The sequence below is a fragment of the Coprococcus intestinalis genome, from assembly GCF_023656595.1.
Classification (GTDB): Bacteria; Bacillota; Clostridia; order Lachnospirales; family Lachnospiraceae; genus Coprococcus_A; species Coprococcus_A intestinihominis.
On sequence record NZ_JAMOKJ010000002.1, the window covers coordinates 133,905 to 151,230 of the forward strand.

A 17,326-nucleotide genomic window follows, 5' to 3' on the forward strand; every position below is an offset into this window, starting at 1 on the left:
CAGAGTTTTATAAAATTATCATATTCATTTAATTGTTATTTGAATTGTTTGGAATTAATATAGATGTATGCGCTTGCGGACAATGCTTTAACAGTGAATTTGAAAGGAATCAGATGTTTGGATATATTACAGTCAACAGGGCGGAATTAAAAGTTAAGGAATCAGCGGCATACGATGCTTATTACTGCGGTTTATGTCATGCACTTCACGGCCTTCACGGACGTGCCGGTCAGTTGACGCTGACATATGATATGACATTTCTTGTTATCCTTCTGAATGGTGTTTATGAACATGAAATGCATGAGAAGACGGGAAGATGTCTGGTCCATCCGATGAAAAATCATACAGAGCGGTGGAATGATTTTTCTTCTTACTGTGCGGATATGAATATATTGCTGGCCTATCACAATTTGCTGGATGATTGGCAGGATGACAGAAAGCTTTCCCGTTATGCAGCTGCACAGCTGTTGTCAAAGACATATCGCAGCATCAGAGAGAAGTATCCGCGTCAGCATCAGGCAGTCGTTGATTATATGAAGGCGCTTTCTGTATGCGAGAAAAGTTGTTCTGACAATGTAGAGGAGGCGGCCTGCCTAACGGGTAAGATGTTGGCAGAGATTTTTGTCTGCCGGGAGGATGCCTGGGCATCAGATCTCAGACAGATGGGTTTTTTCCTCGGCAAATTTATTTATCTGATGGATGCTTATGAGGATATAGAGAAGGATGCCGTGTCCGGGAACTATAATCCTTTCATGACAATAAAAGATCACGAGAACTTTGACAGTGAATGTCAGAACATGCTGATGATGCAGATGGCAGAATGCTGCAGGGCATTTGAGCGTCTGCCGATTGTGCAGGATGCAGGTATACTTCGGAATATTCTTTATTCCGGTGTATGGGCAAAGTTTGCCTCAGTATATAATAAAAGAAATAAGGCAGGAGAGAACGAATGACAGATCCCTATCAGGTACTTGGCGTAAGCAGAGATGCCAGCAATGATGAAATAAAAAAAGCATATCGAAGACTGAGCAGGAAGTATCATCCTGATGCCAATATTAATAATCCGAATAAAGAGGCGGCTGAGGCAAAGTTCAAAGAAGTGCAGGCTGCTTACAATCAGATTATTAATGAGCGTGAGCATGGTACTTCAGGGCAGAGCAGTGCAGGTTATGGCGGCTATGGCTATGGTAATTCAGCTGGCGGCCAGGATTTTTGGGGCAGTTTCGGTGGATTTGGCGGCTATGGCAGTGGTTATGGCAGCCAGCAGCAGAATCAGCAGAACCAGTATCAGGATGAGGATTCTCTGAAATTCCGTGCGGCGGCCAATTATATCAATGCCGGAAGTTATACGGAAGCTCTGCATGTACTTGACAGTATTTCCAACAGGAATGCACAGTGGTATTATCTGAGTGCCCTTGCCAATGCAAGAATGGGAAGCAATATCAATGCCAAGGAGCATGCCAGAAAAGCAGTGGAATTGGATCCGAATAACATGCAGTATCGGCAGCTGCTCAGTCAGCTGGAATCCGGTGGACAGTGGTATCAGGATATGGGACAATCATACGGGATGCCGACTATCAATGTATCAGACTGGTGCTGCAAGATTTTATGTCTGAATGCGGCATGCGGCTGTTTATGTCCAGGTGCCGGATGCTGTGGACCGGGCGTATTCTATTACCATTAAAGCACTGCATTCCATATGGCGGAATGAGATGGAGACTAGGACGATGAAAGAGATTACATTAAATGGAAAGCTTATGGCGTCAGAATCCTCAGCACAAGAATACCTATTTGATGTGTTTGATTTTCCGGAATATTATGGCAATGATCTGGAAGGCTTTTATGATGCATTGACAGATATAACGGAAGAGACACATGTCACGATCATTAATCGTGAATGTATGGAGAATACTTCTTATGGCTCCAGACTTATGTGGGTATTTGAAGATGCCGCCAGTGACAATGACAATTTGTCGTTGGCCTGGACAGAAGTAAGCTATGAAGAATATTAGAAATTAATAGTAGGAAGGAGCGACGCGGGACCTGCCAGAATGGTGGGCATCGCGGCAGTTGATATGTCTGAAAAGAACAACAAATCCAATAGTCCGGCAGACAACACAAAGTCGGAGAAGAAAATGACAAAGTATGACCTGAAGATGCAGCGTCGTCAGGAGGAAGAGAAAAAGGCAAAGAAGGAGAAGGCAATCATCAAAACAGGTTGTATTCTCGCAGTGATCATTTGTGTATGTATTGCTGCCTGGAAGTTCTATGATAATTATCAGGAAAAGCATGGCCCATATATTACAGTTGGCGATCATGAAATTCAGAAAGCTGAATTTGACTATTATTATTACAGCAGTCTGAATTCATTTGCTTCCACATATGGCAGTTATCTGTCTTACTTTGGTCTGGATACATCCAAACCGCTGGATCAGCAGCAGTATTCAGACACAATGACATGGGATGATTATTTCCAGCAGCAGGCAGTCAATCAGCTGAAGAATGTTTACGCACTGACAGATGAAGCCAACGAAAAAGGTTTTGAGTATGATGCATCTTCTGATTATGACGATATGGTCACTTCCATTAAATCCTATGCCCAGCAGCAGGGAGTCAGTGAAGATGAATATTGCAAGTCTGTATTTGGCAGTGATGCAACACTTGAAGGTATCAAACCATATGTAGAGATGAGCGGTCTTGCATCTGCTTATTACAATGATGTCAAGGACGATATCGAAGTCACAGATGACGAGATCAATACTTACTATGATGAGAACAAGGACGATTATGATTCTGTAGATTACAGAGTCTGCAAGATTGAAGCAGATATGCCGGAAGAAGAGACTGAGACTGAGACAGAGGCTCAGACAGAAACAGCTGCTGAAAGCATTTCTGAAACAGCCGCAGAGAGCACTTCTGAAACTGCAGTGACAGAAACTCAGACAGAGACAGAATCTGAGACAATGAGTGCGGAAGAAAGCGAAGCCGCAGCCAAGGCCGAAGAAGAAGCGAAGGAAGCAGCAATGGCAGCTGCCAAAGCAAAAGCTGATGAGATGCTTTCCAAGATCAAGGATGAAGCTTCTTTCGAGAAAGTTTATGATAAGTATGCATCTGATACAACCGTTGATTCTCTGAATACAGGCAAGAAGAAATCCTCTATCAGCCCTACAGATGTTGCTAACTGGTTATTTGATGCGGATCGTCAGGCAGGAGATACAACTGTGATCGAAGATACTGCCAATAATGCATATTATGTTGTTTACTTCAAAGACAGATACCTTGATCATATAAAGACCGTTGATGTTCGACAGATTCTGATCAGTGCAGATACTTCATCTTCTGATGCGGCAGAGACTGACGAGACAGAAACAACTGCAGCTGGTGAAACAGAAACAGCAGAGACTGAATCTGCAGAGGCACAGGAACAGGCTAAGGAAGATGCAAAAGCAGCAGCAAAGATTAAAGCTGAGCAGATTCTGGATGACTGGAAGAACGGTGATGCAACAGAGGACAGCTTTGCAGAGTTGGCAAACACATACAGTGATGATTCCGGCTCTAACACAAATGGTGGTCTGTATGAAGCAGTCAAAAAAGGTCAGATGGTTACAAACTTCAATGACTGGATTTTCGATGCTTCCCGTAAGCCTGGTGATACAGGTATTGTAGAATCCGATTATGGCTGTCATATCATTTACTTTGTAGGAGATAATAAAGAAGAATGGTATGTGAACATCAAAGATACCATCACATCCAACAAGCTGAATGATTATATGTCTGATCTGACAGCAGATATTGAAGTGAAAGATAGCAGACATCACGTTGCATATCTGCATGAGACAGAGGCTGCAACAGAGACAGCTTCTGAGACAGATACAGCAGCAGCTACAGAGAGTGCAGCAGAGACAGCAGCTTCCGAAACAGAAACTGTCGCTGAAACGACAACAGAAACTGCTGAAACAACAGCAAAATAATAGACGAAAAAATCCCCAAGGATATATTCATTCCTTGGGGATTTTTTCGTGGACAAATTGTTGTCCGTTGGCAAGAAAAGAAGTGAAAACTCCTTATTTTCTGCGGGTTAAGAGGCATACAGTTTCCATATGGGTTGTGAATGGGAACATATCAACCGGCTGAATTTTCTCAGCGGTATACTGATGTTTCTTTAAAAATTCCAGATCCCTTGCCAGCGTTTCCGGATTACAGGAAATATAAACAATGCGGTCCGGATTCAGGGAGATGGCAGAGGCCATGAAAGATTGTGTGGAACCGGCTCTCGGAGGGTCCATGAAGATCACATCTGCCTTGGCATTCTGTTCCTGCATTTCGTTTAAGAAGCGTTCAGCATCATTCTGATAGAAGGTAATGTTTCCGATATTGTTGTGACGGGCATTGTTTCTGGCGTCTTTCACAGAGGCTGGATTTAATTCAACACCAATAACGGATTTGGCTTTGTCAGCGGCGATGATGCCGATGGTTCCGATACCGCAGTAGGCATCTACAACGGTTTCTTTACCTGTCAGTCCGGCATAATCCATGGCTGTCTGGTAAAGAATCTCTGTTTGAACCGGATTTACCTGATAGAAGGCAGATGGTGAAATGGCAAATGTATGGCCGCATAATGTATCAACAATGTAGCCTTTGCCGTAAAGAGTAATATTGCGTTCGCCCAGAACTATGCTGGTATTCTGGTCATTGACATTGAGAATCACAGTTGTAATCTCCGGATGTTCTTTTCTGAGGGCTTTGACAAAATTATTCTTAGAAGGGAAAACAGGAGAGGATGCAACCAGCACAACCATGATCTCACCGCTTGTAAAACCACGGCGAATTAATACGTGTCTGAGGAGTCCGTAGCCTGAATCCTCGTTGTAAGTTTTAATCTTGAAAGATCTCAGAAGTTCGCGGATTGTCTGGATAATCGCATCGGATTTTTCATCATCAATCAGGCAGCTTTCCACAGGGACAACTTTGTGGGTGCCTTCCTGATAAGTACCGGCGATGGCTTTGCCTTTTTCAAATGTAAAAACAGCATGTACTTTGTTGCGGTAATGAAGCGGGTCTTTCATACCGATGATCGGAAGCACCGTTCCGAACTTGCCCAGAAGCACGTTGGCCTGTCGTTGTTTCAGAGATAACTGTTTTTTGTAAGCCATGCCCTGGTACTGGCAGCCGCCGCACTTTTTGTGGACAGGACAGACATCAGATGCCTTTTTTGAATCGTTCTGTTTCGGGAAATTATGTTTTTCAGAGGCCTTGCCTGAAGATGAATGGTTTAAACCGGATGATTTTCCAACCGGCTTATCAGTTGCTTTTTTCTTGTTGTACATAAATATTAAACTCCTTCGTTGTCAAATGGCGGAATGAAACTTTCTTTGGCAGTTTCACCTTCCTGGATAAAACCGTTTTCAACACCGATGTCAATGGCGTAGTCAACCAAAGCATCATAATCGGAAGCGGAAATTGTATGATTGAGTTCCGGATAATCTGAAAGCAGTTTAGAAACCGGAGTAAATTGGTTCATGATACTGATATAAATCTTGTCCCCGTAGATTTCGTGGAGATAGTGAATGACTTTTCTGGAATCCTCCATGCAGCCGGGCAGTGTCAGATGCCGGACGATGATGCCCTTTTGAATGATACCGTTGTCGTCAAAGACGGGATCACCAGCCTGTTCATACATGAATTGAAGCGCCTGACAGGCTACTGTAAAATAGTCCGGTGCATGGGAATATTTTTTGGATAATTCAGGACTATAATACTTAAAATCCGGCAACCAGACATCGACATGATCAGAAAGAATACGCAGAGCAGTCAGAGAAGAATAGCCGCTGCAGTTGCAGATGATCGGCAGATGCAGTCCCTTTGACTTGGCCATAGCAAGGGCCAGTGCAATGGATGGGGCATAGTGTTCCGGTGTGACAAGGTTGATATTGTTGGCACCTTTTGTTTGCAGTTCCAGAAAAATATCGGCCAGTCTCTCTATAGAAATCCTCTTGCCGCTCTGGCCGGCAGCAATGGCATGATTCTGACAGAAGACACAGCCCACACTGCATCCGGAGAAAAAGACTGCGCCTGAACCGGCTTTACCTGAAATACAGGGTTCTTCCCACATATGAAGTGCGGCCCGGGCAACCTTGAGATCGGCCGGCATATGGCAGAATCCGGTTTGTCCGTGTTGTCTGTCAGCTTTGCAGTTCCTGGGACAGAGCTGACAGGATGTATATAAATCTAATAGTGACATAAATCACGCTCCATTGTTCAAGTGCTGCGCAGATACGCGCAGTGTATAATTTATAAAAATGTTTTCATTTAAATACCTATGAAATTGTAGCACACTCCGTCAGAAAATACTAGTACATCGTTTCGCAAATAACCGGCCTGATCCGCAGACAAGTGAGGTATCTGATATTTTGAAAAGGATATATATGATATATTCATTGGACAAAAGGACTAAAAAGCTGTTTGAAAGTCTATACTACTATAAAGGAGTTGGCGTCTGTCTGTAAAGACAGCGGAAAGGATAGAAAAATGATAGCTTTGTGTAAGTTCCTGTTCCTATTTGTATTCGGGGGCAGTATTTATTATGGTATTGAAATGTTTACCCGGGGATTTTCTCATTGGAGTATGTTTATTCTCGGCGGTATCTGTTTTATTTTATGCGGACGCCTCAATGAGAAGCAGAGGGGGAGATATACGCTGCTGCAGCAAATGTTTCTGTCGATGTTGATGATCACTTTTCTTGAATTTTGTGCAGGGGTAATTTTAAATCTGTGGCTGAAACTGGATATATGGGATTACAGTCGGATACCCTTTAATCTTTATGGACAAATCTGTCTGCCCTATGCGGCGGTTTGGTTTGTGTTAAGTGCGGCAGCTATTGTGGCGGATGATTATCTTAGATATTGGCTCTATGGAGAAGAAAAACCATCTTATCGCTTATAGCCGATATATTGTTATTAAATTATCATAATATAGTCGATTATTGATAAATTTTATGAAAAATAAGTGGTATGGTGAGAGATAAAACCTGTCTTAAATAGTTCATATGCGGATAATTAGCATGCACACGGCATGTTTAGCTTTTGATACGGCGAATTTATTGACCTTTTCATAAAATCGTGCTATACTGGATATTGTTAAAAAAATATCTTGATTGGTTCAACAAGTAAAAGGGAGAATATTTGTAGAAGGAGGAAACAATATGGATTACAAAAAGCTTTATGCGTCAAAGCTGTGTACAGCGAAGGAAGCTGTCAAGGATGTTACAAGTGGTGATTGGGTAGATTATGGCTGGTGTACAGGACATCCGGTTGCTTTGGATAAGGCATTGGCAGAGAGAATGCCGGAACTGGAAGATGTGAAGATTCGTGGCGGAATCGCATTATGGCGTCCAGCTATTTTTGATATTGAGAACCCGGCAGATCATTTTTGCTGGAATTCCTGGCATATGTCCGGAATCGAACGTAAGGCAGTGAATGAGGGATTTGCCTTTTATGCACCTATTCGTTATTCTGAACTGCCGCGTTATTATGCAGAGAATGTCGAACCGATCCATGTGGCGATGTTCCAGGTGGCACCAATGGATGAGCATGGTTTCTTTAACTTCGGACCAAGTGCTTCTCATATGGCCAGCATGTGTAAGCGAGCACAGATTATCGTTGTAGAGGTTAACCAGAACATGCCGAGATGTCTGGGCGGTTTCAATGAAGGTATACATATTTCTCAGGTAACACATATTGTAGAAGGTGACAATCCTCCGATTGCAGAGATGGGTGCAAGCAAGGCAACAGCGGTTGATGAGGCCGTTGCGAAACTTATTGTTGAAGAAATTCCAAATGGTGCTTGTCTCCAGCTTGGTATCGGTGGTATGCCGAATGCAGTAGGTTCCATGATCGCAGAATCCGATCTTCGTGATCTGGGCGTTCATACAGAGATGTATGTGGACGCATTTGTGGACATAGCTATGGCAGGTAAGATCAATGGTTCTCGCAAGAATATTGACAGAGGCAGACAGGTATATGCTTTTGCAGCAGGTACAAAGAAGCTGTATGATTATGTGAACAATAATCCGGAATGTATGTCTGCACCTGTAGATTACACGAACTGTATTCAGTCTGTAGCTGCACTGGACAATTTTATTTCTATTAATAATGCCGTTGATATTGACTTGTTTGGTCAGGTCAGCTCAGAAAGCTCAGGTACAAAGCAGATCAGCGGTGCCGGCGGTCAGTTAGATTTTGTTATGGGTGCTTATCAGTCCAGAGGTGGTAAGAGCTTTATCTGCCTGTCTTCTACATTTATGAATAAAAACGGAGAACTTCAGTCACGAATTCTTCCGACATTACATAATGGTTCTATTGTTACAGATACCCGTGCCAATACACATTACGTTGTTACAGAATACGGCAAGGTTAATCTGAAAGGTCTTTCCACATGGGAGAGAGCAGAAGCACTGATCAGTATTGCACATCCGCAGTTTAGAGATGAACTGATTGCAGAAGCTGAGAAGATGCATATCTGGAGACGTACCAACAAGATTCGCTAGTTCAATAAATACCTCATTTTTCAATAAAGGCTGTAGGATACCAGAAGATTCCCTGCAGCCTTTAAAATTTATTTGACAAATAATCTCTGTTCTGCTATCATTGATATAGTTTTAATGTAACGCATTGTTTTATAGATATTTTTGCAAAAGAGATGCTTGAGAACGATGACAGCATGTAGTGCTATCTGAGAAGGTTCTGAAGCTATTTTTTTGTGCATATACAGGAGGTTTGAAAATGGAACCAGTAAGATTTGAAGATTTAGGTGTAGATGAGAGAATTTTAAGAGCTGTGACAGAGATGGGCTTTGAAGAGGCCACACCGATTCAGGCCAAGGCGATTCCGGAAGTTATGACAGGACAGGATATTATCGGACAGGCACAGACAGGTACAGGTAAGACGGCATCCTTCGGTATTCCGATGCTTCAGAAGGTGGACCCGAAGAATAAGCATGTGCAGGCAATTGTCCTTTGCCCGACAAGAGAGTTGGCCATTCAGTCAGCAGATGAGATCCGTAAACTGGCGAAGTTTATGCATGGTATTAAGGTACTGCCGATTTATGGCGGACAGGATATTGTGAAGCAGATCCGCTCTCTGAAGACAGGTGTTCAGGTGCTGATCGGTACGCCGGGACGTGTCATGGACCATATGAGACGCCATACGATTAAGTTGGATGATCTGAAGATTGTTGTTCTTGATGAAGCAGATGAAATGCTGAATATGGGATTCCGCGAAGATATTGAGACAATCCTTTCACAGACACCTGAAGAGCGCCAGACACTGCTTTTCTCAGCAACAATGCCGCAGCCGATCATGGAGATTGCAAGAACCTACCAGAAGAATGCCAAGATTGTCAAGGTTGTAAAGAGGGAACTGACGGTTGCCAATATTGAGCAGTATTATTATGAAGTGCGTCCGAAGAATAAGGAAGAAGTCCTTTCAAGACTTTTAGATATTTACAATCCAGCCCTTTCTGTTGTATTCTGTAATACAAAGAGACAGGTTGATGAATTGGTGGAAGGTTTAAAGGGCAGAGGTTATTTTGCAGAAGGACTTCACGGTGATATGAAACAGCAGCAGCGCGACCGTGTTATGAATGGTTTCCGCAACGGCCGTACAGAGATTCTTGTTGCAACAGATGTGGCAGCCAGAGGTATTGATGTTGATGATGTGGATGCTGTTTTCAACTATGATCTGCCGCAGGATGATGAATATTATGTGCATCGAATCGGAAGAACAGGCCGTGCCGGCAAGAATGGCAAAGCCTTCACATTTATCACCGGCCGTGAGTTTTATAAGCTGAAAGATATCCAGCGTTATTGTCGTACGAAGATTATTGCAAAACAGGTTCCTTCCTTGAATGATGTTGCCAATGTCAAAGCGGACAAGATCTTTGAGAAGGTGGCAGGAATGATCGACGAGGACAATCTCAAGCCATATATCCGCATGATTGAGGAGAAGCTTGAGAAAGAAGATTATACAACACTTGATCTGGCAGCAGCATTTCTACGAATGGCACTTGGTGATGAAGATAAGAGCGTAGAAGTGGATGATTTTGGTGATACAGGTGCTGAAGACGGTATGGTACGTCTCTTTATCAATATAGGTAAGAATCAGAAGGCAAGACCGGGGGATATTCTTGGTGCGATTGCCGGTGAAACTGGTATTGCCGGCAGCCTGATCGGTACCATTGATATGTATGACAAGTATACATTTGTAGAAGTTCCGAAGGAATATGCAAGAGACGTACTGAACGCGATGTCCCATGCTCGTATCAAAGGCCGCAATATTAATATTGAACCTGCCAACAGAAAGTAAATGACAATTGCTTCATGTGAAAGTGGTGATTTTATGAGAGCAAATGGTGAATATGAACAGAATACAAGTGAGAGCAATCAGACACAGGTACATCCCGATGTTGTTGCGTATGTTGCATCCCATATGCCGGATCAGGACGATCTGATCGACGTGGCGGAGTTATTTAAAGCTTTTGGAGATCTGACGAGAGCAAAGATTATCTGCGCCCTGGCTCAGTCTGAGATGTGCGTCAGCGATCTGTCTGTGCTCCTTGAGATGAATCAGTCCGCGGTATCGCATCAGCTGCGCATGCTCAAGCAGGTGCGTCTGGTGAAGACACGCCGTGACGGCAAGGTACGATATTACTCATTGGCGGATGAACATATTCAGAAAATGTTCCAGGTAGCCTTTGAACATATTATGGAAGATTAATTGTTGTAAAATAATGGAAATTATATAAAATTTCATCAAATTCTAAAAAAAGAACGTGCTTTTTTCAGTAAAAGATGCTATACTATACATACAATAGAGGCATGACATAGGGAAAGTAACGGGGGTTTGATCTTTATGATTAGCGCACAGGTGACAATACATACACCACATGGTCTGCACCTTCGGCCGGCCGGAGAATTGGCGGAAGAAGCATTAAAGTATCGATGCAGAGTTTCACTGGCACACGGTGATAAGGAGATCAGTGCGAAGAGCCTTCTTGGTATCCTGAGTCTATGTATCAGACAGGACACAGAGATTACGGTTGTCTGCGATGGTATGGACGAGCAGGAAGCATTGGAGGGCATGGTTCAGTTTATTGAACATTTGTAAATACGGATAATGATGAAACTGGAAGGACAGTCACAAGACTGTCCTTTTTGTGTTTTATCAGGACGAATTTGTAAAAGCCCGCATGGACAGAAAGGATGGAAATCAGATGAGTGAATCTTATACAGAGAATGAAGAAGTATTTGCGGATATCGTGATCAGCGGACGTATTTTCGGAAGTGACGGCAGGGCAAGAAATGGCGCATTGGCAGTTAAGGATGGGAAGTATCTTGCAATTGGTGACTGCGATGAGATTTCCAGATATATCGGACTGGATACCATTATGTGCGGTTACAAGAATAAATCGGTGCTGGCCTGCCTTTATAGTCAGGCGACCGGGGATAATGTGCATGAGATGGGGGCGGCTTATCAGCCATCCGGGGAATATAAGATTATGTCCGGTAATTTGACGATGAAAGTGGGAGATCAGGCGAATCTGACAGTATATGATGAGAAAGTCGATGTTTACAGTGAATTGGAACAGAGTGAGTCAAAGGTTTTGATGAAGATAGAAAATGGAGAAATCATATACCGAAGAAGAAACCCCAGGAAATAGAACTTGCGCTGGTACGCACTTCCATCCATAAACGGCAAAAAAATAAGCCTGAAAAAGGCTTATAAAAGAGGGAGGCCGGATGGCTATTGGGGAACCATCCGGCGAATGTTATGAAAAAATCAAACTGCATAGCAACCATCTGCTTGATTGCTATGATGTTATTATACGCATAAATTGTGTTCAAATTATGTCTTTGCGATAAAAGAAATATAAAATTTATTAACAAATGTTATTTTTTGGGGATATCCTTTGCATCATCAGTATGATCAGATTCCTTTTTTCCAAAAACCCTGTAAACTAGTATGTAACTATAGAGAATAATCGGTATGATCACGGTGCAGAAGATGGATGCTTTGAACATGTAAACCGCATTCGGATTGTCTGACATGGCAAAGACAATGGTTGAGCCATAGAGGGCCACAAGCAGTACAACGGCAATGATGGCAAAGATTCTTTTTATTTTCATATGCATATCCTTTCTGGAACTATTTTAAGTGAGTGATTGACTTCAATATGTATTGTATAACAGCCGCCTTTTATCCGTCAAGAAAGAACTGCGATCGGACAGATTTTGAACCCGAATAAAAAGAGCAATCATGTGAAAAGGGAAACCTCCGGGCTGTAAGTGAGCACCCGGAGGAAAAAAAGGGGAGGATAAGTACTCATAGGTGAGTCAAAAAATATCTTTTGTATCTGGAGGGGGGATTCTAATCGTTATCGATTAGAACAATAACAGTATATCCAGAAAAGAATAATGTTATACATCAGAAATATTGATTTGCAAAAAAGATAATGCTACAATAAAAAACAGCGCATTATCTTTTTGTTTTGGCAGGATGCTAATCTGCGGTTGAGATAAAGGTTGTGCAGGTATACATTTAACATGAAGTTTACACAATAAGAGCGGGAAGAGTTATGAACGAGAGATTTACATTAGATAGCACAGTAACAGAAATTTCTGAGAATGAGCGGGTCAATAAGAAATTGCCCATTTTTTTTGACCTTGCATTATGCAGTCAGATAAAATGGCCATTTTCCAAAATGAAATTGAAAAATATGATGAAGATGACGAAGTTCCCGGGACAGGAGTTGGTGGATGCCGCCAATTTTATTCTGGAGAGACGTGAAGCCGGAGATAAAATCACGATTCCAATCTGGCGGGGACTACCGGAGAATGAAGCTGAAGCAGCAGAGTATGTTGTGTTGATTCCATTTATATCGGATGAAGAGAATCGGCCGGCCATTCTTATTTGCCCGGACTGGGAGAATGGGCGTCAGCGGATGATGGATGAAGGCATGAAAATGGCGAAAACCATTTTTGAACTGGGATGCCAGGCTTTTATTCTGAATCTCCGAAAAGAGAGCGAAGCAGACGATATGGCCCGTGCTCTCCGTTTTATCAGGGCTAATCATGAGAAATTGCATGTGGAAGAGGATAAAATTGCATTACTGACTTTTGGGGAAATGAAAGCAGCGGCGAGAAAACTCTTTTTCCACAGCAAACGTATCAAAGATGTGACACATCGTTATGATGCTTTGCAATGTGAGCCGGAAGAATTGTGGATTATGGGAGCGTCTGATGAGGATGCGGATAAAACAGGGGTTTTCTTTAGCGGCAGTCATTATTCATTGGCAGATGACAGCAGAGAATGGTTGGAAACTCGTATCAGGAAACTGTCCGAAAATGCTGAAATAGAAGAAAAGATAAATGAAGGAGAGCAGGCAGAATGACAAAGGATATGACAGAGGGCAATGTCCTTGGATTGATTCTCCGGTTTGCTCTGCCCCTTCTGGTGGGCAATTTATTACAGCAGACATACAATATAATTGATGCGGCCATTGTCGGCCGTTTTCTGGGCACGCAGGCTTTGGCAGGTGTTGGTGCTACCAGCAGTGTTCAGTTTCTGGTGTTGGGTTTCTGTACCGGACTTTGCAGCGGCTTTGGTGTGCCGGTGGCCAGAGATTTCGGTGCCAATCAATTTGGGCGTATGAGAAAAGACATTTTTCATGGTGCTTTGCTGACAGCGGTGATTGCAGTCATCCTGACAACAGGCTGTGTACTTCTTTGTCCATGGATTCTCAAGATGCTGTCTGTAACGGAGGATATTTACGGCAACGCTCGTATTTACATATTGATTATTTTCCTTGGACTGCCATTTACACTTTTGTACAACTTCCTGTCAAGCATTCTGCGTGCGGTTGGGGACAGCAGAACGCCGTTTTTGTTTCTGGCCTTTTCAGCTTGTTTGAATGTGGTATTGGATCTGATCTGTATCATCGTATTTAAATGGGGATGTGCAGGTGCGGCATTTGCAACCATTACAGCCCAGGCTATCAGCGGACTTTGCTGTTTGATTTTTATTATAAAGAAAGTGCAGATACTTCATCCGAAGAGAAAAGATTGTCATTTACAGCCGGTTTATGTGAAAGAAATGCTGGTGATGGGACTGCCGATGGGACTGCAGTTTTCCATCACGGCCATCGGCAGTATGGTGATGCAGTCGGCCAATAATGGACTTGGAAGTATCTATGTATCGGGATTTACAGCTGGCATGCGTATTAAACAGTTTGCCATGTGTCCATTTGATGCCTTGGCCAACGGCGTTTCTGTCTTTTGCAGTCAGAATCTGGGTGCAGGGAAGATTAAGCGTATCCGAAAAGGTTTATGGCAGGGCGTAGGCGTTGGGTTCATTTATGGTTTATTGATTGGTCTGGTGCTGATTTTTGCGGGCAGGCCGTTGTCTATGCTCTTTATCAGTGCGGACCAGACGGCGGTGTTGGATGCCTCAGCCAAATATTTGCGTTGTCTCGGTTTCTTCTACTGGAGTCTAGGACCGCTCAGTGTCTTCAGAATGAGTGCCCAGGGAATGGGCTTCTCAGGAAGAGCGATTTTCTCGGGCGTAACGGAAATGATTGCACGAACCTTTGTCAGCTTTGCTTTTGTGGGAACATACGGATTTACAGCCATTTGTTTTGCAGATCAGACAGCATGGGTTTCGGCAACATTATATATTACGCCGGTGTGCTTGATGTGTCTGAGACAGGTAACAAGAGAGCATGAAAGGCAGCAGGCAAAGATTGCCGATTAATTATACGGACAAAAGGATAAAGGAACATAAGATAATGTCATTAGTAAAAGCGGAAAAATATTTACAAGAAAAAGGATTTCTGGATCATGTCATTGAATTGGAGGCATCTACAGCAACTGTGGCAGAAGCTGCTGCAGCTCTTGGTGTGGAAGAAGGCATGATCGCCAAGACTATGTCATTTCTCCAGGGAGAACAGCCGGTTCTGATTCTGACAGAAGGAACGGCGAAAGTGGACAATAGGAAATACAAAGATACTTTCCATGTGAAAGCGAAGATGATTCCTTTTGGTGAAGTAGAGGAAAAGATTGGACACGCACCGGGCGGCGTATGTCCTTTTGGTATCAATGAAGGGGTTGAAGTCTATCTGGATGAAAGTCTAAAGCAGTTTGAGACCGTCTACCCGGCAGCTGGAAATGACCATAGTGCAGTGAAATTGACGATTCCTGAACTGGAGCAGATTGCCGGGGCAAAAGGCTGGGTAGATGTTTGCAAGGAACAATAATGTGGGGCGAAAATCATTTAGTCTCAGAACAGATATAAAAGTAGATAGTTTATAGCAGGCACACTCCCGTTGCCTGTTACTGGCAGCGGTACATAAGGCATTAAAGGACAATGCCTAAGTACCGGCCGTAACAGAAGCACCTGCTACAAACTATCTACTTTTATATCTTAACCTTGGTAAAATGAGATTTTCGCACATATATTATTAGTTCTTGCATTTTAGTTAAAGGAATATATTAGAAAAATGATATGAATGGGAGTTATTATGGCTGACCAGAAGATTGAGAATTTGCTGAATCTGGCAGCAGGTTCTACAAATTCAGAGAAGGAGAAGTCGGAGAATCTTGGGGTAGGATTTGACCCGCAGACAGATACCTGGGAGATTATTGTGAAGTATACCGGGGATATTCTGTTACTTGCCAATCGATACCCCGGCATTCGGATTGTACCTTTATTGGGGCAGTATGCCATTGTGACGATTGCAGAAGACCAGCTGGATGATTTTTCAGATGAGGAAGTGATTACTTACATTGAAAAGTCCAAACAGCTGGTCTTTACTGTTGTTCAGGGAAGGATTGCCTCCTGCATTAATCCAGTGCAGGCACCACCGCTGCAGCTGACAGGGAAAGGTGTTCTGACGGCGGTCATTGATTCAGGGATTGATTATACCCACAGAGATTTCAGAAATCCCGATGGAACAACGCGGATTCATGCACTGTGGGATCAGACAGCTCAGGGAATGCCGCCGGAAGGATATGACAGGGGTGCATTGTATACAAAAGAGGATATCAATAATGCGTTGGCGGCAGAAACAGCGGAAGAAAGAAAGCGGATAGTGCCAAGTGAAGACAGGAGTGGCCATGGAACTGCGGTGGCGGGTATTATGGCAGGAAACGGCAGCAGTTCCGGCGGTGTCAGCAGAGGAGCGGCACCTGGAAGCGAACTGCTTGTGGTGAAAATGGGAATGACAAATGAACGGGGATTTCCGAGGACAACGGAATTAATGTTGGGGCTGGATTTTGTCATTCGGGAGGCAATTCATGTGGGAAAGCCGGTGGCTGTGAATGTCAGTTTCGGCAACAGCTATGGGGCGCATGATGGCAGTTCGCTTCTGGAATCCTATATTGATACAGTGTCGCAGATATGGAAGAATAATATCATCATTGCTGCCGGAAATAATGCAGTTTCAGCAGGACATTTTAGGGCGGTCATGATATCAGAAAAGACTTTGGATGCAGATATCAGTGTTAGTGAATATGAACGGTCCCTGAATGTTCAGATATGGAAGTATTATGGCGATGAGGCAGATATTGAAATTATCAGTCCTTCAGGAGAAAGCAGCGGACAAATCAAAAAGATTCTCGGCCCGCAGCGTTTTCGTCTGGAAAATACAGAGATTTTATTGTATTACGGTGAGCCTGCACCTTATTCGATCAATCAGGAAATTTATATCGACTTTATTCCACAGAGACAGTATTTGGCGGGCGGTATCTGGACGATCCGGCTTCTTCCGGGGAGGATTATCAGAGGGGATATTCAGATGTGGCTTCCAACGGCGGGGGTTTTGAATCAAAATACGGGATTTCTGCGTCCGGATCCGGATCTGACAATCACTGTACCGGGAACAGCCAAGAAGGCCATTACGGTAGGTGCTTATAATACATGGCTGGATGATTATGCGGATTTTTCCGGGAGAGGGTATATGGGCGCTTTTGCCAGTGTGAAACCGGAGCTGTCAGCGCCGGGGGTGGATATTACAACAACATTGGCGGGCGGCGGTTATACTGTGGTTTCAGGGACATCCTTTGCTGTGCCTTTTGTGACAGGGGCGGCAGCACTGCTGATGGAATATGGCATTGTGAGAAAAAATGATCCGTATTTGTATGGAGACAAATTAAAGGCGTATCTGCTGGCTGGGGCAAGACCGCTGCGAGGCGTTAGTATTTATCCGGATATTCGGGTGGGATTCGGTGCACTGTGTCTGGAAAATAGTTTTCCTGATTAAAAGTTACTAAAATTAA

At 43.4% G+C, this 17,326-nt stretch carries 17 protein-coding genes; 14 read left to right on the forward strand and 3 right to left on the reverse strand.

All coding sequences use genetic code 11. The features are described from left to right. The first annotated feature begins 113 nt into the window (after positions 1–113). Genes NBH03_RS02050 through NBH03_RS02065 form a run of 4 tightly spaced genes read left to right on the forward strand, consistent with a single transcriptional unit; the run spans position 114 to position 3,971 of the window. On the forward strand, positions 114–953 hold the full coding sequence (locus NBH03_RS02050) for a DUF5685 family protein (RefSeq protein WP_250796580.1): 840 nt from the start codon (positions 114–116) through the stop codon (positions 951–953). After that, on the forward strand, positions 950–1,684 hold the full coding sequence (locus tag NBH03_RS02055; RefSeq protein ID WP_250796581.1) for a DnaJ domain-containing protein: 735 nt from the start codon (positions 950–952) through the stop codon (positions 1,682–1,684). The genes NBH03_RS02050 and NBH03_RS02055 overlap by 4 nt, the downstream gene beginning before the upstream one ends. 43 nt (positions 1,685–1,727) lie before the next feature. After that, the gene (locus NBH03_RS02060) at positions 1,728–2,012 is read left to right on the forward strand and encodes a barstar family protein (protein WP_250796582.1); all 285 of its coding nucleotides are present in this window, start codon (positions 1,728–1,730) and stop codon (positions 2,010–2,012) included. 39 nt (positions 2,013–2,051) lie between these two features. Further along, entirely contained in the window at positions 2,052–3,971 is a 1,920-nt protein-coding gene (locus NBH03_RS02065) for a peptidylprolyl isomerase (RefSeq protein ID WP_250796588.1), read from the forward strand. A 93-nt stretch (positions 3,972–4,064) separates the two neighbouring features. Here NBH03_RS02065 and rlmD read toward each other — a convergent pair whose 3' ends face one another. Then, positions 4,065–5,327 (reverse strand): 23S rRNA (uracil(1939)-C(5))-methyltransferase RlmD, encoded by a 1,263-nt coding sequence (gene rlmD, locus NBH03_RS02070; protein ID WP_250796593.1) that lies wholly within the window; start codon positions 5,325–5,327, stop codon positions 4,065–4,067. A 5-nt stretch (positions 5,328–5,332) separates the two neighbouring features. After that, positions 5,333–6,241, reverse strand: coding sequence for a radical SAM protein (locus tag NBH03_RS02075; protein WP_250796599.1), 909 nt, complete (start codon positions 6,239–6,241; stop codon positions 5,333–5,335). A 287-nt stretch (positions 6,242–6,528) separates the two neighbouring features. Between NBH03_RS02075 and NBH03_RS02080 the strand changes: the two genes are divergently transcribed. The 6 genes from NBH03_RS02080 to NBH03_RS02105 all read left to right on the forward strand — a co-directional run bounded on the left by NBH03_RS02080 (position 6,529) and on the right by NBH03_RS02105 (position 11,715). Then, complete coding sequence (locus NBH03_RS02080) at positions 6,529–6,942, forward strand: putative ABC transporter permease (RefSeq protein ID WP_117527435.1); 414 nt, start codon at positions 6,529–6,531, stop codon at positions 6,940–6,942. A 259-nt stretch (positions 6,943–7,201) separates the two neighbouring features. Continuing rightward, positions 7,202–8,545, forward strand: a complete 1,344-nt coding sequence (locus NBH03_RS02085) for a butyryl-CoA:acetate CoA-transferase (RefSeq protein ID WP_015514570.1) — start codon at positions 7,202–7,204, stop codon at positions 8,543–8,545. Positions 8,546–8,780: 235 nt separating this feature from the next. Further along, positions 8,781–10,361, forward strand: coding sequence for a DEAD/DEAH box helicase (locus NBH03_RS02090; protein ID WP_015514569.1), 1,581 nt, complete (start codon positions 8,781–8,783; stop codon positions 10,359–10,361). Between the two features lie 33 nt (positions 10,362–10,394). Continuing rightward, a complete protein-coding gene (locus NBH03_RS02095; RefSeq protein WP_117527458.1) occupies positions 10,395–10,772 on the forward strand; it encodes an ArsR/SmtB family transcription factor in 378 nt (125 codons plus the stop codon). A 135-nt stretch (positions 10,773–10,907) separates the two neighbouring features. After that, on the forward strand, positions 10,908–11,162 hold the full coding sequence (locus NBH03_RS02100) for an HPr family phosphocarrier protein (RefSeq protein WP_015514567.1): 255 nt from the start codon (positions 10,908–10,910) through the stop codon (positions 11,160–11,162). A gap of 106 nt (positions 11,163–11,268) precedes the next feature. Next, positions 11,269–11,715: a hypothetical protein gene (locus NBH03_RS02105; RefSeq protein ID WP_250796602.1), complete on the forward strand. Its 447-nt coding sequence runs from the start codon at positions 11,269–11,271 to the stop codon at positions 11,713–11,715. A gap of 229 nt (positions 11,716–11,944) precedes the next feature. On the opposite strand, the gene NBH03_RS02110 is transcribed toward NBH03_RS02105, so the two are convergent. Beyond that, the gene (locus tag NBH03_RS02110; protein WP_250796603.1) at positions 11,945–12,181 is read right to left on the reverse strand and encodes a hypothetical protein; all 237 of its coding nucleotides are present in this window, start codon (positions 12,179–12,181) and stop codon (positions 11,945–11,947) included. 449 nt (positions 12,182–12,630) lie between these two features. Between NBH03_RS02110 and NBH03_RS02115 the strand changes: the two genes are divergently transcribed. From NBH03_RS02115 to NBH03_RS02130, 4 genes are all read left to right on the forward strand, one after another. Further along, positions 12,631–13,446 carry an alpha/beta hydrolase family protein gene (locus tag NBH03_RS02115; protein WP_250796606.1) on the forward strand — a complete coding sequence of 272 codons (816 nt, stop codon included), beginning with the start codon at positions 12,631–12,633 and terminating at the stop codon, positions 13,444–13,446. Continuing rightward, positions 13,443–14,804: an MATE family efflux transporter gene (locus NBH03_RS02120; RefSeq protein WP_250796608.1), complete on the forward strand. Its 1,362-nt coding sequence runs from the start codon at positions 13,443–13,445 to the stop codon at positions 14,802–14,804. Before NBH03_RS02115 ends, NBH03_RS02120 begins: the two co-directional genes overlap by 4 nt. Positions 14,805–14,838: 34 nt before the next feature. Next, a complete protein-coding gene (locus tag NBH03_RS02125; RefSeq protein ID WP_250796611.1) occupies positions 14,839–15,306 on the forward strand; it encodes a YbaK/EbsC family protein in 468 nt (155 codons plus the stop codon). A 264-nt stretch (positions 15,307–15,570) separates the two neighbouring features. After that, the gene (locus NBH03_RS02130; RefSeq protein ID WP_250796617.1) at positions 15,571–17,310 is read left to right on the forward strand and encodes a S8 family peptidase; all 1,740 of its coding nucleotides are present in this window, start codon (positions 15,571–15,573) and stop codon (positions 17,308–17,310) included. The last annotated feature ends 16 nt before the right edge of the window (positions 17,311–17,326 follow it).